The organism is Paenibacillus nuruki (assembly GCF_963311185.1).
Taxonomy (GTDB): domain Bacteria; phylum Bacillota; class Bacilli; order Paenibacillales; family Paenibacillaceae; genus Saccharibacillus; species Saccharibacillus nuruki.
The window spans coordinates 4,456,576-4,478,121 of record NZ_OY725677.1; the positions used below are offsets into that span (position 1 = coordinate 4,456,576).

Sequence of the window (21,546 nt, forward strand, 5' to 3'; positions counted from 1 at the left end):
TTCAGATCCTTGTTTATACATGTATTAATCGACGATATAAAAAGGTCTGAATCTATTCATCATGACAATGAATGTTCAGACCTGTGAAATCCTATGATGCGTTCTATCCTACTTATCGACAAAGATATTAAGGCGTACTGTGGGTACCGCTTATCGCATGCGTAGGGGCATGTTGCGAATCTTGAGATTGTTGACCACCCGGGAATTCATGTTGCTTGCCTGTTTTGATCATTCGTTTCAAATGACGACGGAAAGCATACATGACCCATAGATGCACTTTGGCTTGAGTGAATTTGTAGATAAACCACGGTAAAGAAGGAAGATAATCATGGATAGCAATAACACAATCCTGTGTACCCGGAACTTGTAAAAATTCCAATCGTCCTTCATGATTTTCTTTGGTTTTGGTAAAAGCGCCGCCTGTAATATGGTAAACTGCACTATCTTTACTGCTTAATTCAGGAGAATAGGTTAACTCCAAAATAGGCTGACGGGAAGGGCGAATATAAACACGGTAAATACTGCTACCATCATATTCAGTACGGATCAAGAATTTGGCTATGCCGCCTAACCACTCCATATAATACTTGCCTGCCCAATCTGCATTTTTACCATCAGGTAAAACGACACGTTGGATAGAGCGTACATCTGACACTGATTCCGTTGCAGGAGCGGGGGCAGAAGCAGAAGAAGCACTAGCCTGTTCTTTTTTCTCTTTGGCTTTTTCTTTTTCCTTCGCTTCTTCTTCCAGTGCAGATTTGGCAGACTCTTCAAATGTAATCTGTCCATCGCTGATGCCTTCGACTTTGCGTTCAGGATTCGCTACCATGGGATGCGCTAGACTTTCAACAAGTGGATATACCATCTCTTTGGGCATTCCTGTCACCAGTGTAACCCAGAGACGGGATAGATGAATCGTTAGAAAAGGAACGTCATGGAAGGCACGTTTTTTCTCCATCACATCTGCGGTTTTCATCATCATTTGTTTGTATGTCATGATATCAGGGCCACCGACATCTATCGCACGATTATATAATTCGGTACTACCGATACTTTTTTTCAAAGCTTGCAGTACATCAGATAAAGCAATAGGATGCGTCTCTGTACGTGTCCATGTCGGTAATGTCATCACGGGTAAACGTTGTACCAACTTGGCAAGGATCGGGAACGAAGAACCTTGAGGTCCGACGATCAGCCCTGCACGAATAGTCGTTACAGGCACTCCATAAGAGCCTAGAATCTGTTCCACTTCCAGACGACTACGTAAATGACGTGATAATTTGTCCCGTGGAACTCCTTCAGGAATAATACCACTTAGATAAACGATTTGTTTGATTCCATTTTTTTTGGCTGCCCGTGCAAAATGATCTGCTAAAATAACGTCCATATCTTCAAAATGAGCCTGGGTTAGCTTGGCAGTTGGCATCATAGAATGTACAAGATAGATCGCATAGTCTGCACCTTCTAACGCTTTTTCTGCATCAGATATCGAGAACAATTCACAAGAACGCCATTCAACATGTTCACTGTTTTCTTTATCATCGCCATGTCTGGACAAAGCAATGACATCGTAATGATCGGTTAGTCGCTTCAATAGATTGTGCCCGATATAACCACTTGCTCCTGTTAACGCAATTCTTGGACGATGTGGTATAGTCGTTTCTTCGCTTGTTGTTGTCTCCATATCCATTGTCTCCACCCCTGTTCATTTTAAAGTCTGTAGCTGTTAAATACCCTTTTCTCTAGAACTTCAACCTCATGTTAATAGATGAACATAGCGACCAAAGTCCTATATTGTTGACAGTAGAACACTTTAAAAAGTATACTCTGAAATGTTAAGTATAAGCGCTTATACTTTTGGTATAGATAAGTATATAGTTACTTAATCTCTATCACAATGAACAGACTATCGTTGGAATCAAGCAACACACACATGAATAAGACATAGTTTATAGCCTTATTCACAAGGAGGAAATGAATATGAATACTCAAAAATCGATCAAACAAGTCATGCTTACAGCTACACTTACAGGTGTATTGGCTGTCGGAACGCTTGGACTCACCAGTGGATTCGCTTCTGTACAGACGGTGTCTGCGGCTACACCTAGCAAAGTTACGGCTAGCGATAGCCAAATGGCTTTGAAAACGCTAAATAGCTTCTACAAACCAGCTTTAAAAGGGCAATTTCCGGGCAATGCCAGTGCATTTACAGTCGGCAAAACGACTAGAGATCAAGTGGTGAAAGCTTTTGGTAAGCCGGACAAAGCGATGACCGATGCTGACGGATTCGATACGTATCATGCAGAGATGGGGAATCCGGGTTATGCATTTAACTATAAATTGACCAAAATTCGTGAGATGCGTTACTTCGGTACTACTGTTGAACGTCAGACCAATATTGGTGGGATCACGATGAAAATGCTACTCAAAAACTGGTACACGCCAAGTGCTACAACAACAATCAAAAACGGCAAAATGAAGCAAACGAAAGTTACGTATGTGCGCGGAGCTTATCAGTTAGAATTTATTTTTAATAGCAGTACAGAGCTAGATCATATCAATTTACGTGAAAAAGGGTTGTAAATGAACCTGAAAATATAGTAGCTTGAAGATACGTATTCTTCACAACAAAAGCACTGAACATTAGTTCAGTGCTTCTTCTCATTTCCAATCCTAATCAAGCCATCTCGATCAACGAATCCCGAGTCTCATCCGATAACTGAACATAGCATTGGTGACTCCACCACGGAAATAATCATCTGCCATCGCTTGGAAAATATTAATCTCGGATTCTAAATAATCAGATTTTAATTGAAGTGCTGCTTGAATTCCCCCCTGACTGAGCAAAATCCCTACATACCGTTCTGCACTACATGCTTCGATATTGTGAAATACAATTTCTTTGGTAAATCGGAAGTAGCCACTTTGCTCAATCTGTTGAAGATGGTTGTCTTTATTGCTCTTATGAGCAACTTTGTGAGGGTCTGCTTGTTCTGCAATAATACGCTCTGAGATCGCTAATAAGTTGTTGTATTCGCGTTCCAGTTGCCAGTTGACTGTAGGTGGCCAGTCGCAATCATATGTCGCAAAAATACCACCGGGCACCAGCACACGAGCGATTTCTTTGAGTGTACTGACAGGTTCCATCCAGTGGAACGACTGAGAGCATGTGACGATATCGGTGCTATTCGAATCCAGAGAAAGCTGATTCGAGTAGCCTTGTTCAAATGATAAATGATCGGCTTGTGTCGTCAGACTGAGCTTATACCGAGCTTTATTTAACATATCCAGATTCGGTTCTACCCCAATAATTCGGTCTGCCCGATCCCGCCATATAAAAGAAGATAACCCTGTACCACAGCCTACATCGACCACAAGTCCGGGTTTCTTTTGCAAATAATTTGAAAGGATATCAACTACAAGACTAGGCGCCACTGGACGATGCTGATCATAGACATCTTCAAAACCGGAAAACCGCTCGATATTGTTGATCGAATTATTTTCAGGAATAGTCATAACAGATCTTGCCTCCTTGTTTGAATGTACTGTGATTTATTATAAAGGAAAAAGAGGCATTGAGTAGAGGCTAAAGTTGCTTTGACAGCTTACCTATCAACTTATTGTTTTTAAGTATTTTCGATTTGGGATAAGAAGTGATATGATTTAGGGAATAATTTGTTTAAGGAGATATAGACTATGAGTATAGAGATCACTGTTGAGCATACAAAGAATAAAAAAGAGAAACCGTCATCAATGGATGGGGTAGTATTTGGTACACAATTTACAGATCATATGTTTATTTTGGATTACGATGCAGGGCAAGGTTGGCATGATGCACGTATCGTTCCGTATCAACCCATTATGATGGACCCGGCGGCAAAAGTATTCCATTATGGACAAACGATTTTTGAAGGGCTTAAAGCATATGCAACCGAAGATGGACGTGTCCTCATGTTCCGTCCTACCAAAAATATAGAGCGTCTAAATATTTCAAATGAGCGTATGAGTATTCCAGAAGTTGATCCTGAATTGGCACTTGAAGCTTTGCGTCAGTTGATTCTAACGGATCGTGAATGGATTCCAGAAGGTGAAGGTAATTCACTGTATGTGCGTCCATTTGTTATCGCAACTGAACCAACTCTTGGTGTATCTCCTTCTCGTCAGTATAAATTTATGATTATTCTTTCACCTGTAGGTGCTTATTATGCAGAAGGCATCAATCCGGTTAAAATTTTCGTTGAATCTAAATATGTACGTGCTGTTCCCGGCGGTGTAGGTATGGCGAAAACAGCAGGTAACTATGCAGCAGGACTTAAAGCACAAGAAGGCGCTACAGAATTGGGTTACTCTCAAGTGCTATGGTTAGATGGCGTGCACCGTAAATACATCGAAGAAGTCGGTAGTATGAACGTCTTTTTCAAAATTAACGGTATCGTGGTAACACCTGCACTAAACGGTAGTATTCTTAGCGGAATTACGCGCGATTCGATTATTCAATTGCTGAAGCACTGGGATATTCCTGTGGAAGAACGCATTCTTTCAATTGATGAATTAGAAGAAGCGCACAAAGAAGGCAAATTGGAAGAAGCGTTCGGTACAGGTACCGCAGCGGTTATTTCTCCAATGGGCGAACTGAACTGGCAAGGTGAAAAAATGATCATCAACGAAGGCAAAACAGGCGAATTGTCTGCCAAGTTGTATGAGACATTAACAGGCATCCAAAAAGGCGTAGCCGAAGATCCATTTGGTTGGACGATGGAAGTTAAAGCGTAAGCTGAATCTTATTGTTATAAAGAAGCGTATCCTGTGAGCAGGATGCGCTTTTATTTTTCATATATTTCCTATAAGTAATTTAGCGTAATTCGTAGACAAAGCCCTGTGCTATCGCTATGATAAATACGACAATTACATATATTCTATTGTCCAAGGTGCAGATACGAATATAGTTTTGTATCCGCTTAAAAGGGAAGTCCGGTGTATTCCGGCGCGGTCCCGCCACTGTAAATGCTGAACAACTCCAGTAGTACGCCACTGTTGCATGAAGCGATGGGAAGGTAGGAGGATGTGATGAAGCAGAGCCAGGAGACCTGCCTTGAGAGCAATCGTTTCTATCATCTTCGGAGCAAAGAGGAGAAACAGTCATATCATTCTAAGCCTACACTATAGATAGGCGATGAAATGCTGTACTGTTATGCCTTTTAAGTCACTTCCGCTGAAGTGGCTTTTTTATGTTGTACTGTCGTTATGTCCATTTTATTAAAACAAGAAAGAAGGTCTCATATGAAATCATCTCTATCCCGTCAGTGGATCGCTACGATCTTAACACTGGTGCTTACGATCTCTACGCTAGGTTCATCCGGTGTATTTTCTGCTTCTGCTTATGCGGCAGATGAATCGAATCCTACGAAAACCACCGTATCTCAAGCGGTCTACACTTCGAATGATTCTTCTACTAACGATTCAACCGTCAATACGAACGTCACCCAATCTGTATATGGTCAGGCTATCACGCAAGCAATGCAATATATAGACGCTAATGGTGGAGTAGATGGCGATTGGATCGCTGTGAGCTATGCACGTACAGGCAAAGCGTTACCGGCTAGCTACTATACCAGTCTGAGAACAGAAGTAACCAACTTATGTGCTCAAGCCAAGCCTTCGGTAACCGAACTGGCACGTATGGTGATTGCTGGAACATCCGCAGGCTTGAATGCGACGAATATTTCTAACTGTAATTTGATCGACAAATTATACAATCATGACAATATTAATCAACAAGGTGTTAATGGGCCGATGTTTGCCTTGATTGCTCTGGATTCAGGCACTTACCAAGTACCTAATGGTGCGAAGCAAGGGCGCGATACACTGATTGATAGTGTAGTAGCAGCGATCAATGGACCCGAAATGGCAACAGATTATTATGGTATGGCACTTAGTGCATTAGCACCTTACAAAGATCGTGCTGATGTACAGACAGCAGGACAAAAAGCCGTCAATTGGTTGATCCAGAAGTCAGACGATTCGAGCAGTGAATCGATTGCTCAGACGATTATTGGTCTAGCTTCATTTGGACTCAATCCAACTGACCTTCAATTTGAGAAAAATGGAAAATCGTTAATCGATCGTTTACTTGCTTTTCAAAATAGTGATGGTGGTTTCCGTCATACGTTAAATCAAGAAGAATCCAATAAAGCTTTTTCTACAGAGCAAGCATTAAGAGCTCTAATAGCGTATGATCTCTATACACAAAATGGTGGATTGTTATACTTTAATCCGAATCCACCAGTAGAGCCACAACCTGAGCCTACACCTAATCCAAATCCGACTCCAACTCCAGAACAAGGAGAAAAGGTACAAGCAAATGTGATTGTAGAAGGACCTTCTGCACCAGTAACTACAGGTGTTACTGAAGCTGTATATGCGCTTGGAGCACTAGAAAATGTAGCTTCGCAACAAGGAATTTCATTAACAATTACTAATTCTGCTTTTGGTAAATATGTAACAAGTATTGCAGGTATTAAAAGTGGAGACCTTTCTCAATATAGCGGTTGGTTATTTGCGGTTAAACGCAATGGACAATGGATATCTCCAGATGTAGGGATGGATGTATTTCAGCTTGAAAAAGCAGATCAAATTTATTTCTATTTTGCAAACTATGGTATTTCGTTAGTAGAATCAGTAAACACAACACCAGCTGTACCGAAATCAAGTAGTGGCTTTAATATTACGGTACAAAAAGCAGATTTTATATATAACGAGAATACATTTGAGAATGACAAAGTAGTAAGCCCTGCGGCAAATGTACAAGTACAAGTCGGCAACCAAACGGTAACGACCAATGCACAAGGTGTGGCTTCATTTAACAAAATGAGCGCAGGATCATATACGGTAGCTGTCACAGGATACCAGAATAACAATGTACCTTCGATTGTTCGCAATACGTCTACATTAATTGTGGCTAACGATAACAGTACAGGTGGAAGCACAACGACACCGACTGCCAATACAATAACGATGTCTGTTACAGGTGACAGTACTATCTTGCCTACGACTTCGATTACATTGCAAAATAGAGATACCGCTTTTAGCGTATTACTACGTCAGTTAGGTTCAAGTCGTGTGAGTTATAGAGGTAGCGGAGGTACAGCTTACGTTACAGCTATTGATGGACTCAGTGAATTTGATAAAGGACCTTTAAGTGGTTGGGTATATACGGTCAATGGACAACAACCGAATACAGGAGCAGGAGCGTATACGTTAAAAGCAGGAGACAATCTAGCATGGCGTTATAGCGATGGTACAGCTACTGTTTCTGGCGGTGGTGGTGGAAGTGCTACTAACAGTCTAGGTATTGCTTTCCCGGCAACGATTCCTTCTCAAGTCGAAAGTGAATTGTCTCAATTGAAAGTGAAATCGACTAACCAATTGCCTGTCCAAGAAGCAGAGCAGACGACGACAGTGCTTAATTCAGGTTCACCGATGACAGCAAGCACAGCCACTTCGATTGCTAAAGCATTAGAATCAGCGCCCAAAGTCAGTGTGAGCACAGAAGTAAAAGCAGATCAGAAAGCAACACTTGCTGATCCAGCAGGTAAAGTACAATTTATCGTGCCAGCAAATAGTGTTAAGAGTAACACTACGATTGGAATAGAAGAAGAAATGGGTAGTCGTCCAGAGCTAGTATCCAGTCTGTACGAATTTACACCAAATGGACAGCAGTTTGAGAAACCGGTCTATCTTTCATTCAAAATTCCTGTCTATAATAATACAATGTCCAAGCTAACGATTGCATGGCTCAATGAAGCTACCAATCAATGGATTCCTGTTCCAACTGCATTGGATGCCAAAACAGGTATTATTACAGGAACCGTTTCTCATTTTACCAAATATGCCGTCATTAATAGTGATGTATTAGCCAGTTCTGCTGATCTTCAACAATTAACAACAGATATTAATACAACCGTCAAAAATGTATTAACACATGACTCGTTAACTGAATGGGAAGCTGTCGGTATTGCACGCGCAGGAGGAACATTACCTGCAAGCTATTTAACTGGGGCGACTGCTCAGGTGAAAGAATCCGCAGGTTCGTTCCGTAAAGTGACCGATCTGGAACGATTGATTCTAGGGATCAAAGCAGCAGGTGGCAATCCTACAGCTGTAAGTGGTGTGAACTTAATCGACAAAATGGTCAACCATGAGAAAATGACAGCTCAAGGAACCAATGGGCCGATCTTTGCTCTAATTGCACTCAACAGCGACAACTATAACGTAGCTTCTACAGCAACATGGAACAAAGACAAGTTAGTGACATGGTTGTTAAGCGCGCAAAATAGTGATGGTGGATTCCCACTCGCAACAGGTGAAGCTAGCAGTGTCGATATGACCGCTATGGCAGTTGCGGCGCTTGCACCTGAACGCACACAGACTCAAGTACAGACAGCGATCGACAAAGCAGTCCAGTATCTGTCTACGCAACAACAAACGAATGGTGGATATTCTGCTTATAACGATGATAGTAGTGAAAGTGTATCTCAAGTGATTGTTGCACTGGCTTCAGCAGGCATTAATCCTAAAGATGCACGCTTTACCAAATCAAACGGTGATCTGATGACACGTCTTAGCCAATTCCGTCAAAGTAATGGTGCATACAGTCATACAGTAGGCGGTGCAGGCGACAATATTGCAACAGAACAAGCATTGCTTGCTTTGGTGGCGTATCAACAGTATTTGAGTAGTGGGAATACGATCTATAATCTAGCAAATTCATCGGCTTCACCTGTAGATACAGGCACAACAACAGCGGTGACATTTACAGATGAAAATACGATTTCAGCATGGGCTTCTGATTCGGTACATCGTGCTTATGATGCAGGGCTAATGCTAGGGGTAAGTGATCAGGAACTTCGTTTCGCGCCGAAACAACAATTAACACGCGCTCAATTTGCAGCCTTGGTGGTGCGTTTGACGGGAGCAACAGAGTCTAGTAATACGCCTTCAAATGGTACAGCGTTCAAAGATGTATCATCGAACCAGTGGTATTACAATGCGATTATGACAGCGAAGAGTAAAGGAATCATTACAGGTATCAACGCTACATCTTTCCAACCGAATCAACCGGTATCCCGTCAGGATATGGCAGTCATGTTGACTCGTGCATTTGCACTCAAAGGGACATCCAATACTTCTTTTGCTGATCAAGCGAAAATCGGCAACTATGCACGTCCTGCTGTTAGTGCTGTTGTGAGCAATGGAATTATGGTGGGTGCAAACAATACATTTGATCCACAAGCTAAAGTAACACGTGAAATGGCAGCAGTTGTAGCGATCAATGTACAAAAGATGGCACAAGCGAACTAATTTTACGGTAAAATAAAAGATATCACTCATTACACATAGCGGAACGGGGATCATAGTGTCCAGCGTTCCGTTTTGTGTATTTAAGGAGGCTTAATGCAAGATGAACCAGACAGATACAGAGAAAGATACCTGTACAGAGCGCAAACAACTGAATGATAAAAATTCACGATCCCAAGCCCTTTTCAACCGATCAGGCAAAAGATATAGCTTATCGCTAACGATTACAGCTATGCTGTTGACGTTGTTATTAGTCAGCGGTTGTTCTTCTACAGCACCGACGAATTCTTCATCTGCGACCGATTCTCAGGCAACCGCAACGACAGACTCTCCAGCCACTTCGGATTCAGCATCATCTCAAGAGGCTACGATAGACAAAGGTACAGACTCCCAAGATTCTTCTACAGAATCAACGCCTAAAGACAATGCCTCGGCTAAAGATGCTACAGGTACTCAAGTTCCGACTGAAGCAGACACGACCCATGCAGCTAACGATAAAAAAGAGAATACCGATGATTCTTCATCCAGTGCATCGACAGAACCATCAAGTCATAAGTCCAGTACTTCAAGTTCAGCATCAACAAAAGAGTCAACCGAAAATGCTAAAAAACAGACTCCGAAGACCAACAAAGAAAGTACAACCAAAAACACGACAGATACCACCAAAGATAAAAGTACTGCTACAGATAAACCATCAAGCAAGCCAAGTACCAGTACAACCAAGCCTTCTACAACAACACCGAAAGAGTCAGGTTCATCTGCACCAGCTAAGACACCACCGGTCTCTACACCACAGCCTCAAGCATCGACAGCAACATTAACGATCACTGGAGACAGCAATATTCTAGGCGCTACAGCAGTGCCTGTAGAAGCAGGTGAGAGTGCTCTTGATTTACTCAAGCGAGTGACTCGTAGCAAAGGCATTCCGATGGAGTATCAAGGATCTAGTGGGTTCGCTTATGTAGAAGGGATCGACAATCTGTATGAATTTGACGAAGGACCTACAAGTGGATGGATGTTCAAAGTGAATGGCAATTTCCCTAATATGAGTGCAGGCGCGTATAAAGTTCAAGTCGGTGATCGAATCGACTGGTTATACACCACAGATCTTGGTAAAGATGTAGGAGCCAAAAATTGACTAGCGGATTCCGTGCTCTTCATCCAGTGACTTTGTTTTTATTTTACGGAGGACTGTTATTGTGCGGGATGCTTTTGTTTCATCCTGTATTTTTGCTGACAGGGATTGTATTGCTGGTGAGTTTGATTGTGATGCAAAAGCATGGAGGTACAATAGTCAAAATGCTTCCGTTGTATCTGTTGATCGGTATAGCGATCGTTGTTATTAATCCGTTGATTTCTCATCGAGGTCGTCATATTTTATTTTACTTTATGGATCAGCCGATCACGTTAGAATCGGTATTGTACGGAGTGACCATGTTGTTATCGCTGACACTGATTTTGTTGACCAGCTTATCGTATAACTACAATGTGACGACCGATAAATTTATGTATTTGTTTGCAAGACTTGTTCCTCAAAGTGCATTAGTGGTGATGATGGCATTACGATTTGTCCCTTTATTACGCAGACGATTAAGCCAGATTACGTTAGTGCAAGGTACACGAGGGATCAGTGTCCACGAAGGTTCACTCACCAAGCGAATGAGGGATGGGATGACACTTGTCAAAGTACTGCTGGTCTGGTCGCTAGAAGAAGCTCTACAAAGCGCAGATTCGATGAAAGCACGCGGATACGGTACAACCAAGCGTACCGCTTATGTCGTGCATCGGATGGATCGTAGAGATCGCTGGCTTACTGGATGTCTATCTATATTGATCATTGTTATCATGATCGGCAATGCGCTCGGTTGGGGACGAGCAGTGATCTATCCACGAATGCAATCGATGGTATTCAGTATGCAGGATTGGATACTGTATATATGTTTTGGCATTTATGTGCTGATTCCTGTGATTGTAGAAGGAAAGGAATGGCTATCATGGAAATACTCCAAGTAAAACAACTTTCATTTGCCTATCCTGAAGAACAGCATCAGGTATTAAGGGATATCACGTTTACAGTGAATGAAGGCGACTTTGTCGTATTGTGCGGAGCTTCAGGTTGTGGCAAAACGACATTACTCCGACAACTCAAACCTGAATTAACACCTGTCGGGCAGAACCATGGAACCATTTATTATAACGGTAATCTATTGAACGAATTACCAGCCCAGCAGTCTGCGCAAGAGATAGGCATGGTGTTCCAAAATCCAGATAACAGTATTGTGATGGATGTGGTCTGGCATGAATTATCTTTTGGTATGGAAAATCTGGGGTATTCGCTTCCTGTGATGCGTAGTCGATTAGCAGAGATTGCGCAATTTTTTGGATTAGAACCTTTATTATACAAGCCGATCCATGAATTATCCGGCGGGCAAAAGCAATTGCTTAATCTTGCTTCGGTGTTGCTATTACAGCCGAAGTTGCTTCTACTTGATGAACCAACATCTCAATTAGATCCAGTCGCTGCGCGTGAATTTATTTCGATGGTCTATCGGTTAAATCGAGAATTTTCAACGACTGTGATTATTAGTGAACATCGCTTAGAAGAAGTAATTCCGCTAGCCGATCAGATGATTATGTTGGAAAAAGGGAAATTGAAATATAGCGGTTCTCCGCGTGAAGTCAGTCAGCAGATACAGACACATCGTATACATGATCTAAAGTCACATGATGATCTATCCGATGATTTCAAATATTTGCCTTCAGTGACACAGTTATTCTGGACGATGCAGACAGAAGAAGCTTATTCAGATCTACATATTCCGTTAACCGTACGAGAAGGCAAGCAGTGGCTACAGACATTAGATTGGAACGATGGGGCAGTACATGCTATAGCCAATCAGTCTAATCCTTTATCTATGCAAAAGGTGCAATCACCTGAACGATCCAAAGAATCGATATTATTAGAATGTCGTGAAGTCACTTTCCAATATGAAAAGAAAAGCGCTGAAGTATTGAAAAAGTTAGATTTGCAGATCTATAAGGGGGAAATGTTAGCGATTCTTGGAGGCAATGGAGCAGGGAAATCGACACTGCTTCAACTGCTGGCAGGGCTACTGAAACCAAGGCGAGGAACAGTCAAACAAGCTGATCATGTGAAAATCGGCTATCTGGCACAAAATCCATTACTCTATTTCAGCCATGATACGGTTGCAGAAGAATTGTCTACAGCGGCTCATTATGCAGGGGTCGCTGAACCAGAAGTGGTGATTGCCAAGCTGATCAAGCAACTGCAATTAGAAGGATTGGAACAGAAGCATCCGCATGATATTAGCGGTGGACAACAGCAGAAAACGGCTTTAGCGATTGTGTTGTTGCTTAATCCAGATATTTTACTATTGGATGAACCGACCAAAGGGCTTGATCCGCTTGCCAAAATCGCTTTAGCCCGGCAGTTACTGGAGCTTCGTCAGGCTGGACATACGATTGTAATCGTAACTCATGATGTAGAATTTGCAGCGAGTTATAGTAGTCGATGCGCCATGTTGTTCGATGGTATGATTACAGCCACAGATGTTCCTTCTACCTTTTTTAGCGAAAATGTATTTTATACGACAGCAGTCAATCGAGTGGTACGGGATTGGTTAACCGGTATCTTAACCGCAGAGGAGGTACTGAAGTTATGGCACGTTCCCGCCTCTGGCTGATGATCGCTGTAGGGCTGAGTATTTTAGTATTAGCATTGTCTAATGCGGTGCTGAGTGATCATTATATGTTATTAAGCTTTGTATTGTTAATGGCGGTGATGTTGCCGTTATTTTTTCGCTTTGAACGTCGGAAGTTAGAAGCGCGTGAACTGGTCTTACTTGCGATGCTGGCGGCGATTGCGGCGGTTAGCCGGATTCCTTTTGCCGCTTTGCCGAGTGTAAAGCCTGTCTCGGCGATTGTGATTTTATCTGCGCTTGTGTTCGGCTCTGAAGCAGGGTTTATTGTAGGGGCGATGGCTGCGCTTGTTTCTAATATTTATTTTGGACAAGGCCCGTGGACACCATGGCAAATGTTTGCATGGGGAATGATGGGTGTAAGCGCAGGGTTACTTCGCAATACCTGGTGGATGCGTAAAAGACTGGGCTTGCTGACGTTCGGGCTAATCTGGGGATTCCTATTCGGGTGGATTATGAACCTCTGGGTTGTGATTGATCTTGCGGTGGCGTTGGAATGGAAAGCAGTACTGGCAGTATACGCACAAAGCTTTTATTTTGATCTGGCACATGCATTGTCGAATGTCTTTTTCTTAGCGATTCTAGCAGGTGGATGGATCAAAGTCTTGGAACGTTTTCGTAAAAAATATGGATTACTTGATAGTGGTTAGATCCGGGGGAGAAGTGCGTTTGTACTTCTTCTCTATTTTTTTGTATCTTTTGCGGATTAAGGGGAACTTATAGAGTGCATATGGTATAGTTAATTCCATACGTAGTGAACATTTAACCAGATGGTGTCCATTGCGACTGCACCTTTGATTATGCTATAAAGGATGTAGTTCAAACCTTTGGGTCTGATAAATAATTTAAAAATACATGTAGTTATATAAAAGGAGCCTCTATATATGTCCACGGAAATGAATACACACGAAATTATTAACTTGATCAAAACAAGCAAAAAGAAAACACCGGTAAAAGTATACCTTAAAGGTGAATTGGACAGTATTACATTCCCTGAAGATGTGCAAACATTTATCACAGGTAATACAGGTGTTATTTTCGGCGACTGGGCAGATATTCAAGGCGTTTTGACTGAAAATGCAAGCAAAATTGCAGACCAAGTGATCGAAAGCGACCGTCGTAACTCTGCGATTCCTTTGTTAGATATGAAAAATATCAATGCACGTATCGAGCCGGGCGCATTTATTCGTGAAATGGTATCCATCGGCGACAATGCTGTCATTATGATGGGTGCTGTAATCAATATCGGTGTCGTTATTGGAGCAGGTACAATGATCGATATGGGCGCTGTTCTAGGTGGACGTGTACAAGTCGGTAAAATGTGTCATATCGGAGCAGGTTCTGTACTTGCAGGCGTTATTGAACCACCTTCTGCACAACCTGTAACGGTTGAAGATGATGTATTGATCGGTGCTAACGTTGTGGTACTTGAAGGCGTACGTATCGGTGAAGGTGCTGTTGTAGCGGCTGGTGCTGTTGTGACGCAAGACGTTCCTCCATTCTCTGTTGTAGCAGGTACTCCTGCACGTGTTATCAAGCAAGTAGACGACAAAACAAAGTCTAAAACAGAAATTTTGCAAGACCTACGTACACTATAATTTAGACTTAGGTATCACTATATATATTGATCTGGAGACCCCGCACATGCTGGGTCTTTCTTTCATCCTTCAAGCTTAGAATGAGAAATAAAAAGGAGATTCAGATGACTACTTTTACTCAGATTCGTCGTGATCTACATCGTATTCCTGAACCGGGATTTCAAGAATTCAAAACACAGCAGTATTTGCTCGATTATATCGCTACTCTTCCGCAACAACATTTGGAGATTCGTACATGGCGTACGGGTATTCTGGTCTATATCCATGGAAGCGCACCGAAGCGCCGTTTTGGTTATCGTGCCGATATGGATGGATTGCCGATTGTCGAGCAGACGTCTTATGATTTTCAAAGTGAACATGAAGGATACATGCATGCGTGCGGACACGATCTACATATGACGATCGGACTTGGAGTGGTGACTCATTTTGCGACAACACAGATGACCGATGATCTTGTGGTTATTTTCCAACCCGCAGAAGAAGGACCTGGTGGAGCGAAGCCGATGTTGGCAAGTGCAGAATTAGCCGATTGGATGCCGGATCAGATGATCGGACTCCATGTGGCTCCTGAATATCCTGTCGGTACGATTGCGACCCGTGCAGGAATTTTATTTGCTAATACGTCTGAATTATTTATTGATCTAATCGGTACTGGTGGACATGCTGCTTATCCGCACAAAGCAAATGATATGGTGGTTGCAGGCTGTCAGTTGGTGGGACAGTTGCAGACGATTATTGCTCGTAATATCAATCCACTGGATTCGGCTGTAGTGACCATCGGTAAAGTTGAAGGCGGTACGAAGCAAAATATTATCGCAGAGCGTGCACGTCTGGAAGGAACGATTCGTACATTGTCAGCAGACACGATGATCGCTGTCAAATCCCGAATCGAAGCACTGGTTAAAGGAATCGAAGCAGGATTTGAATGTCAGGCAGAGATCGATTGGGGATCAAATTATTTGCAAGTATTTAACGAAGCGACTTTAACGCATGAATTTATGGGTTGGGTAGAGCAACGTTCAGATGTGAATCTAGTGGAGTGTACGGAAGCGATGACTGGCGAAGATTTTGGATATTTTCTGGAGGCAATTCCGGGATTTATGTTCTGGTTGGGTGTCGATACGCCTTACGGATTGCATCATGCGAAGCTAGAGCCTAGTGAAGATGCGATTGAGGTAGCGATCACCACAATTACCGATTATTTAAGCTGGAAATCAGAGCAGAGAGCAGTGCAAAGTTAGCTTATGGTGTAGAGTGAACGATAGAGGATGTGAAATATAGTGGCACGTACCAAAGCTTTTGATACGACTGTGGTGTTGCACCGTGCAATGAAAACATTTGGTAGTCGAGGATATGAAGGCACCACTTTACCTGATCTATTGCAAGAATTGGGGATTGCCCGTCAAAGTCTGTATGATACGTATGGAACCAAGCGAGATCTATTTATTCTAGCGGTAAAGCATTATATGGATCACAAAAAAGAAGACTTACTGGCTGTACTGGAGCAACCCGGCGCAACGATTCCGTTGATCGAACAGCTTTTTCAAAAGATGATTGATGTGCTTGTCGATCCCGAATTGGCGCAAGAGTGTTTTATTATTGCTAGTGCGCTTGAATATGCTCCACATGATCATGAATTGAATGTGTATTTACAGGATAATAATGCACAGATTGAAGCGGGCTTTTACCGTTTGTTAAAGCGTGCAGTGGAGCAAGAGGAGATCCAAAGTGATCTGAATCTAACTGCCATGTCGCAGTATCTAGTGCATGAACGAATAGGATTGATTTTTACAACCAAACTGGGTGCTGATCGGGCAAAGTTACAAGCGATTATCGAGATTTCGTTATCGGTGTTGAAAACAAAAAGGCAGCGTTAAACGCTGCCTTTTGCTGTATTTACAAATAGATGTCGGTGATTCTGGATATGCTGTCTGAGTGATTTGGGCGGTTTCCCTGTGACTTTTTCTATACAGTCGCTGACTCTATCTTCTATACCTTCTACAGCGATTTGGGTATCCAAATGTGCTAAAAAGCTAGCATATTCTGAATCTAGACCTGCGTTAAGCAAATGTTGTTCTAACTGAGATTCACTGATCGGGTGATACGTCACAGGCAATCCAGTTACTTCTGTAATCAGAGTAGCGACTTCTTGATAGGTCAGCGATTGAGGACCGGTCAGGATATGTTCGGTATTATGAGGTACTACGTCAGTTAGTGCATGTACTGCTACTGAAGCGATATCATCAGCATCTACGAACCCAATCTTACCGTCACCTGTAGCACTACTTACAATACCTTGCTCCAAAATAAATTGGGCTTGCTGTGCTTCGGTAAAATTTTGCATAAAATAAGAAGGGCGTAATACAGCCCACTGCGGTACATGTTCACTGATCCAGCGGTGTAGATATCCAAAAACAGGTTGGTCGATCGAGATCGAAGCACTGGATAGTAACACGATACGTTGTATGCCTTGTGTCAACGCTTGCTCGATAAAAGGAATAACCAGAATTTCAGGATTCATCATCACAGGCACAACGATATAGACCGCATCTATATTCTGCAAAGCTTGAGCGTACGTCGACGTATTATTCCAATCAAAAAAGACAGATTGAGCTTGAGGATGTTGTAGAGAATGAGCACTTCTTCCTGCTCTTCGAACGTGATAACCTTCTGTCAGCAGAATTTTAGCTATTCGAGATGAGGTTTTGCCTTGTCCGCCGGTGAGTAAAATATGTTGAATAGTTTTCATAAATAGCTCCTTTATCGATAGATCGAATAGTCGTATCTAATCTAAGATGATTAACCTAACACCAATGGATTCCAATAATCTTGATAACGAGTGATTTTGCCATCACAGGTGGTGACTACAGAAATATAATCTTGCTCATAAGGAAGTCCTGTAGCAACCAAAGTACCTACTCCTTGAAATTGAGCAATAAATGTATGGGAGTCAGTAGCGAGATGGATCATAGGCGTGCTGAAATGAGTGAACGCAATAATTCCTTGCAGCGATTCCAAATGCTGTCGTAGAGCATGGATACCCTCTAGCTGTTTGGCGTATCCTTCAGGGGCATAAGGAAATTCAAAAATCACTTGTTCTGCAAAAAGGCTGAGAAACAGTTCTATATCTTCAACCAACATCGCTTTGCTAAATGTGTTCATCATCTGTGTAGCTTGAGCATCATGAGTCTGAATATCGATAGGAGATAAACCAGTAGGAACATGATTTTGCATACGAAAAACCTGCCTTTCGAATAAGAAATTTGAAGTTGATTTATTGAATAAAAAATAAGTGCTGTCTTCACTATAACTATTCCAGACTAAATAGTCAATTATATTTAGACTAATCGGTCTATAATTTTAGAATAAACATATGTACTGTATTTCACCTAGAGCGATATACAACAGATATACAAGATTTTGTTAAAAATAAACATAATATTCTCCTTTCCAGCATAAATATACACCCTCTATCCAGAAGGCGAAATTTTTCTCCTAACAACGTGCTTTTTGACGGTACTGAACTACCGAAATAGCAGAGGACAGTAACTTAAAAAAGCTTTGACTTGTCAAGGTTTTATCGCTTACAATACTCATTTGTTAGGGTTGGATAAAAGGGGAGTATAAACAGATGAAAAAAAGGATTATTGATATTGCTTTTATAGCACTTGGTGCGTTTATTTTTGCGTTAGCGATTAACTTATTTGTCATCCCGAATGAACTGGGTGAAGGTGGCGTAACCGGGGTTACGATTATCTTATTTTATGTATGGCAATTGTCTCCTGGACTAATGAACTTGGTGATCAATGCATTTTTATTGATTGTCGGGTACAAATTTCTAGATAAAACAACGACGATTTATACGATTCTGGCAGTAGCGTTCAACTCTTTTTTCTTGCATTTGACCGCAGACTGGCGAATTGATTCCAGTGAAATTATGATTAATACGATATTTGGTGGATTGTTTACCGGAGTAGGGATTGGGCTGATTATTCGTGCAGGTGGAACAACAGCAGGGACTGTAATTTTAGCGCGGATCGCCAACAAGTATCTGGACTGGAATATTAGTTATGGTTTACTCTTTTTCGATCTGATTGTAGCATTCTCGTCTTACTTTATTATTGGTGCACAAAGTCTGATGTTAACGATTGTCATGTTGTATATTGGAACCAAAACGATGGACTTTATTATCGAAGGACTGAATCCGAAAAAAGCCGTTATGATTATATCTGCACAGCAAGATAAGATTGCCGAAAAAGTCATTACGGTGATGGATCGCGGAGTCACCGTATTATCCGGTCATGGATACTATACAAAGACACCGAAAGAAGTATTGTATATCGTGATTAGCAAGCAAGAAGTCTCTGTACTGAAAAAGATCGTCAAAGCCGCTGACCCGAATGCATTTATTACGATTCATGATGTACGTGATGTATTTGGCGAAGGGTTCCTTGAATTGTCTAAATAACTACATGGATACTGTACAGCTATCAAAAGCAGTAGATATCCCATAAAAAAAGCCTTACCGTCTATGCAATCATAGAAGCGGTAAGGCTTTTTTTGTACTTATTTTATTCAAATCAGATCGTAATCACGATTACTTTACACTATCATTCTCAGGGTTCGTTGTAACATGAGTAGATGGTGAATGGTTTACAGAATCATTCGTTTTGAAGCGTTGAATTTCTTGTTGTAGATTTTCTGCAAGAGAAGCCAGAGCATGAGCGGAAGAAGTGATCTCTTCCATCGCTGCTAATTGTTCTTCTGCGGAAGCCGCAATCTCATGGGTAGAAGCCGTATTTACATTCGAAATTTCACTAATTTCATGAACCGATTGAGCCACTTCTACGGCATTACCATTCACTTCTTGTACCAATGAATTCATTTCGGTCAGACTTGATGAAATCTGATGTGAAGATGTTCTTAGCTGTTGGAATTGATCTGCCGCTTGTTGCACAGTCATCATCCCTTCTGCCACAGAACCATGAATATCGGTAAAGGTAGACAATGAACGTCCAATCTCATCGGTAATCTCTTTCAACAAGTTCTCAATATGTTGGGACGAAGCGCGCGATTGATCGGCTAACTTCTGCACTTCACCTGCAACCACATTAAACCCTTTACCATGTTCGCCAGCACGTGCTGCTTCGATAGCCGCATTCAGAGACAATAGATTGGTCTGCTTCGCGATATCATTGATCGTTTGTAAAATGACTGAAATTTCTTCGGATTTGCGAGATAAGTTCGTTACCACTTCATTGGCTTGATGAACCGATTGATCAATCTGCTGAATCTGACCGACGGTTTGTTGCATTAAGCGATCTCCGCTATCTGCTAGATAATTAGACGATTCGGATAAAGAAAGCAATGAGTTCGAATTGGTCTGTACCGTTTGTAACCAATCGGCAACTTGAGTTAATTGATCTGCACTTTGGCTTACATTTTTATTTTGACGTTCATTTCCGACAGAGAATTGTTCGATCGCTGTTGTGATCTGTTCAGTAGCATGACTGGTCTGTTCAGAACTTGCATTCAATTGCTCTGAAGAAGAGACCACATCACTAACAGAATCGTTAATAGAGCCAATCAATGAGCTTAAAGAGGCGTTCATATTATTAAAGGCATGTGATAATCTGCCGATCTCGTCTTTGCTAGGGTCTACAAGATGATGGGTAAGATCGCCATCGCTAATCGCTTCTGCAACAACAACAATTTTGCTCAGACGCTTGGTGATCGAACGAGTCACCAGTGCAACAACAATACCACCTATAATTAAAGATAATAGCAAAACAATGATCATTCTATATAAAATCGGCTGAGTCGCTTCATTGATCTCATCTTGATAAAAGCTTCCTGCAATACGCCATCCAGTCAGATCACTTGTTGTATAAACTAATTGTTTTTGTTTATTTTCGTAAAGGTAGGTGTAGCTCCCTTTGGAATCTGCTCGAGCCATGAGTTCTTCAGAAGACGAATTTTTTTCACCAATAGCTGTAGGATGAGAAATAAAATTGCTGTCTTTACCTACAATAAAAGCATAGCCTTCTTTACCAATTTTAACCGTCGCTGTTGTTGCTTGTAGTGCTTCTAAATTAATATCTAATCCGATAACTCCACTTTGATCGGCTGTTTGCTTGGCAATCGTCACCGTTAATTTCTGAGTAGAAGCCGAAATATAAGGATTCGTTATAATTGCTTTTCCTGATGAAGCAACAGCTTGCTTGTACCAATCACGTTCACGAGGATCATATCCGGCAGGGCTAGGTTTATCAGAAGAAGTGAAAAACTGACCTGTCGTACTTCCTACATAAAGCGACTCTACTTTTTTAAGAGAGGTAGAATAGCTTTTAAATTCAGTAACTAAATTATCTCCATTTGCATAATTGACTTGAGATACCTGACCTGCGAAATAATCAACAATATCTATATTTTGTTGCATTTCCGTATTAACTGTAGAATTTAGCGTTTCTACACTAGATGAAGCGCTATTGATCATTTCATTACTTAATGTTTTTTGGGCTAACCAGTATGATGTGAAGCTAGAAGTACCCAAAGCAACAATCATAACGATAAAGAAAGAAATAATTAATTTGCTGCCTATCGTTTGACAGCTGAGAAAACGTATAATATTTTTCATAACTCCACTCCTATATATCTGCATATTTATTCTCCTATTAACATCGGCAAAAGAACAGAAAAGAAATAGAGTAGATTATGAAAATATTCAAAATGTTTCATGAAACAAAATTGAGTGTATCATTTTTCACATGTTATTTCGGGTATCAGCCTATTGAAGAATGAATTTGAAGCCATTTGATTTGTAAATACAAACACAAAAAAGCATCTCTATTAAATGATCAATAGAGATACTT

General features: G+C 41.4%; 16 protein-coding genes and 1 riboswitch. Of the genes, 11 read left to right on the plus strand and 5 right to left on the minus strand.

Features of this window, described 5'->3' with window-relative positions; all coding sequences use genetic code 11:
* Nucleotides 1–127 precede the first annotated feature (127 nt).
* Nucleotides 128–1,690: an NAD(P)H-binding protein gene (locus RCP16_RS19815; protein ID WP_241669387.1), complete on the minus strand. Its 1,563-nt coding sequence runs from the start codon at nucleotides 1,688–1,690 to the stop codon at nucleotides 128–130.
* Nucleotides 1,691–1,980: 290 nt separating this feature from the next.
* Here RCP16_RS19815 and RCP16_RS19820 point away from each other — a divergent pair, with 290 nt between their 5' ends.
* On the plus strand, nucleotides 1,981–2,583 hold the full coding sequence (locus tag RCP16_RS19820; RefSeq protein ID WP_308641131.1) for a YjgB family protein: 603 nt from the start codon (nucleotides 1,981–1,983) through the stop codon (nucleotides 2,581–2,583).
* A gap of 108 nt (nucleotides 2,584–2,691) precedes the next feature.
* Here the strand turns inward: RCP16_RS19820 and RCP16_RS19825 are convergent, their stop codons facing one another.
* Nucleotides 2,692–3,516, minus strand: coding sequence for a class I SAM-dependent methyltransferase (locus tag RCP16_RS19825; RefSeq protein WP_308641132.1), 825 nt, complete (start codon nucleotides 3,514–3,516; stop codon nucleotides 2,692–2,694).
* A 180-nt stretch (nucleotides 3,517–3,696) separates the two neighbouring features.
* Between RCP16_RS19825 and RCP16_RS19830 the strand changes: the two genes are divergently transcribed.
* The 9 genes from RCP16_RS19830 (at nucleotide 3,697) to RCP16_RS19870 (ending at nucleotide 16,551) form a co-directional block, all read left to right on the plus strand.
* Nucleotides 3,697–4,773: a branched-chain amino acid aminotransferase gene (locus RCP16_RS19830; RefSeq protein ID WP_137223989.1), complete on the plus strand. Its 1,077-nt coding sequence runs from the start codon at nucleotides 3,697–3,699 to the stop codon at nucleotides 4,771–4,773.
* A 136-nt stretch (nucleotides 4,774–4,909) separates the two neighbouring features.
* Nucleotides 4,910–5,109: riboswitch (cobalamin riboswitch) on the plus strand.
* 171 nt (nucleotides 5,110–5,280) lie between these two features.
* Nucleotides 5,281–9,360: an S-layer homology domain-containing protein gene (locus RCP16_RS19835; protein ID WP_308641133.1), complete on the plus strand. Its 4,080-nt coding sequence runs from the start codon at nucleotides 5,281–5,283 to the stop codon at nucleotides 9,358–9,360.
* A gap of 100 nt (nucleotides 9,361–9,460) precedes the next feature.
* Nucleotides 9,461–10,495: a DUF4430 domain-containing protein gene (locus RCP16_RS19840; protein WP_308641134.1), complete on the plus strand. Its 1,035-nt coding sequence runs from the start codon at nucleotides 9,461–9,463 to the stop codon at nucleotides 10,493–10,495.
* Nucleotides 10,492–11,370, plus strand: a complete 879-nt coding sequence (locus tag RCP16_RS19845) for an energy-coupling factor transporter transmembrane component T (protein ID WP_308641135.1) — start codon at nucleotides 10,492–10,494, stop codon at nucleotides 11,368–11,370. Before RCP16_RS19840 ends, RCP16_RS19845 begins: the two co-directional genes overlap by 4 nt.
* The gene (locus RCP16_RS19850) at nucleotides 11,343–13,061 is read left to right on the plus strand and encodes an ABC transporter ATP-binding protein (protein WP_308641136.1); all 1,719 of its coding nucleotides are present in this window, start codon (nucleotides 11,343–11,345) and stop codon (nucleotides 13,059–13,061) included. The genes RCP16_RS19845 and RCP16_RS19850 overlap by 28 nt, the downstream gene beginning before the upstream one ends.
* Nucleotides 13,037–13,726, plus strand: coding sequence for an ECF transporter S component (locus RCP16_RS19855; protein WP_308641137.1), 690 nt, complete (start codon nucleotides 13,037–13,039; stop codon nucleotides 13,724–13,726). The genes RCP16_RS19850 and RCP16_RS19855 overlap by 25 nt, the downstream gene beginning before the upstream one ends.
* 234 nt (nucleotides 13,727–13,960) lie before the next feature.
* Entirely contained in the window at nucleotides 13,961–14,674 is a 714-nt protein-coding gene (gene dapD / locus RCP16_RS19860; RefSeq protein WP_069326589.1) for a 2,3,4,5-tetrahydropyridine-2,6-dicarboxylate N-acetyltransferase, read from the plus strand.
* 104 nt (nucleotides 14,675–14,778) lie between these two features.
* Complete coding sequence (locus RCP16_RS19865) at nucleotides 14,779–15,915, plus strand: N-acetyldiaminopimelate deacetylase (protein ID WP_308641138.1); 1,137 nt, start codon at nucleotides 14,779–14,781, stop codon at nucleotides 15,913–15,915.
* A gap of 39 nt (nucleotides 15,916–15,954) precedes the next feature.
* Nucleotides 15,955–16,551 (plus strand): TetR/AcrR family transcriptional regulator, encoded by a 597-nt coding sequence (locus tag RCP16_RS19870; protein ID WP_308641139.1) that lies wholly within the window; start codon nucleotides 15,955–15,957, stop codon nucleotides 16,549–16,551.
* Here RCP16_RS19870 and RCP16_RS19875 read toward each other — a convergent pair.
* On the minus strand, nucleotides 16,548–17,423 hold the full coding sequence (locus RCP16_RS19875; protein WP_308641140.1) for an NmrA family NAD(P)-binding protein: 876 nt from the start codon (nucleotides 17,421–17,423) through the stop codon (nucleotides 16,548–16,550). The genes RCP16_RS19870 and RCP16_RS19875 overlap by 4 nt on opposite strands.
* Before the next feature lie 50 nt (nucleotides 17,424–17,473).
* Nucleotides 17,474–17,908 (minus strand): nuclear transport factor 2 family protein, encoded by a 435-nt coding sequence (locus RCP16_RS19880; protein ID WP_308641141.1) that lies wholly within the window; start codon nucleotides 17,906–17,908, stop codon nucleotides 17,474–17,476.
* Between the two features lie 397 nt (nucleotides 17,909–18,305).
* Between RCP16_RS19880 and RCP16_RS19885 the strand changes: the two genes are divergently transcribed.
* Nucleotides 18,306–19,142: a YitT family protein gene (locus RCP16_RS19885; protein ID WP_137223975.1), complete on the plus strand. Its 837-nt coding sequence runs from the start codon at nucleotides 18,306–18,308 to the stop codon at nucleotides 19,140–19,142.
* A gap of 129 nt (nucleotides 19,143–19,271) precedes the next feature.
* Here RCP16_RS19885 and RCP16_RS19890 read toward each other — a convergent pair whose 3' ends face one another.
* On the minus strand, nucleotides 19,272–21,311 hold the full coding sequence (locus RCP16_RS19890) for a methyl-accepting chemotaxis protein (RefSeq protein WP_308641142.1): 2,040 nt from the start codon (nucleotides 21,309–21,311) through the stop codon (nucleotides 19,272–19,274).
* Nucleotides 21,312–21,546: the final 235 nt, after the last annotated feature.

Bases quoted from the DNA above. Each gene is read 5' to 3' on its own strand.
- RCP16_RS19885 (WP_137223975.1), top strand. From the start codon at position 18,306: ATGAAAAAAAGGATTATTGATATTGCTTTTATAGCACTTGGTGCGTTT.
- RCP16_RS19820 (WP_308641131.1), top strand. From the start codon at position 1,981: ATGAATACTCAAAAATCGATCAAACAAGTCATGCTTACAGCTACACTT.
- RCP16_RS19830 (WP_137223989.1), top strand. From the start codon at position 3,697: ATGAGTATAGAGATCACTGTTGAGCATACAAAGAATAAAAAAGAGAAA.
- dapD (WP_069326589.1), top strand. From the start codon at position 13,961: ATGTCCACGGAAATGAATACACACGAAATTATTAACTTGATCAAAACA.
- RCP16_RS19840 (WP_308641134.1), top strand. From the start codon at position 9,461: ATGAACCAGACAGATACAGAGAAAGATACCTGTACAGAGCGCAAACAA.
- RCP16_RS19865 (WP_308641138.1), top strand. From the start codon at position 14,779: ATGACTACTTTTACTCAGATTCGTCGTGATCTACATCGTATTCCTGAA.
- RCP16_RS19855 (WP_308641137.1), top strand. From the start codon at position 13,037: ATGGCACGTTCCCGCCTCTGGCTGATGATCGCTGTAGGGCTGAGTATT.
- RCP16_RS19875 (WP_308641140.1), bottom strand. From the start codon at position 17,423: ATGAAAACTATTCAACATATTTTACTCACCGGCGGACAAGGCAAAACC.
- RCP16_RS19825 (WP_308641132.1), bottom strand. From the start codon at position 3,516: ATGACTATTCCTGAAAATAATTCGATCAACAATATCGAGCGGTTTTCC.
- RCP16_RS19835 (WP_308641133.1), top strand. From the start codon at position 5,281: ATGAAATCATCTCTATCCCGTCAGTGGATCGCTACGATCTTAACACTG.
- RCP16_RS19850 (WP_308641136.1), top strand. From the start codon at position 11,343: ATGGCTATCATGGAAATACTCCAAGTAAAACAACTTTCATTTGCCTAT.
- RCP16_RS19815 (WP_241669387.1), bottom strand. From the start codon at position 1,690: ATGGATATGGAGACAACAACAAGCGAAGAAACGACTATACCACATCGT.
- RCP16_RS19880 (WP_308641141.1), bottom strand. From the start codon at position 17,908: ATGCAAAATCATGTTCCTACTGGTTTATCTCCTATCGATATTCAGACT.
- RCP16_RS19890 (WP_308641142.1), bottom strand. From the start codon at position 21,311: ATGAAAAATATTATACGTTTTCTCAGCTGTCAAACGATAGGCAGCAAA.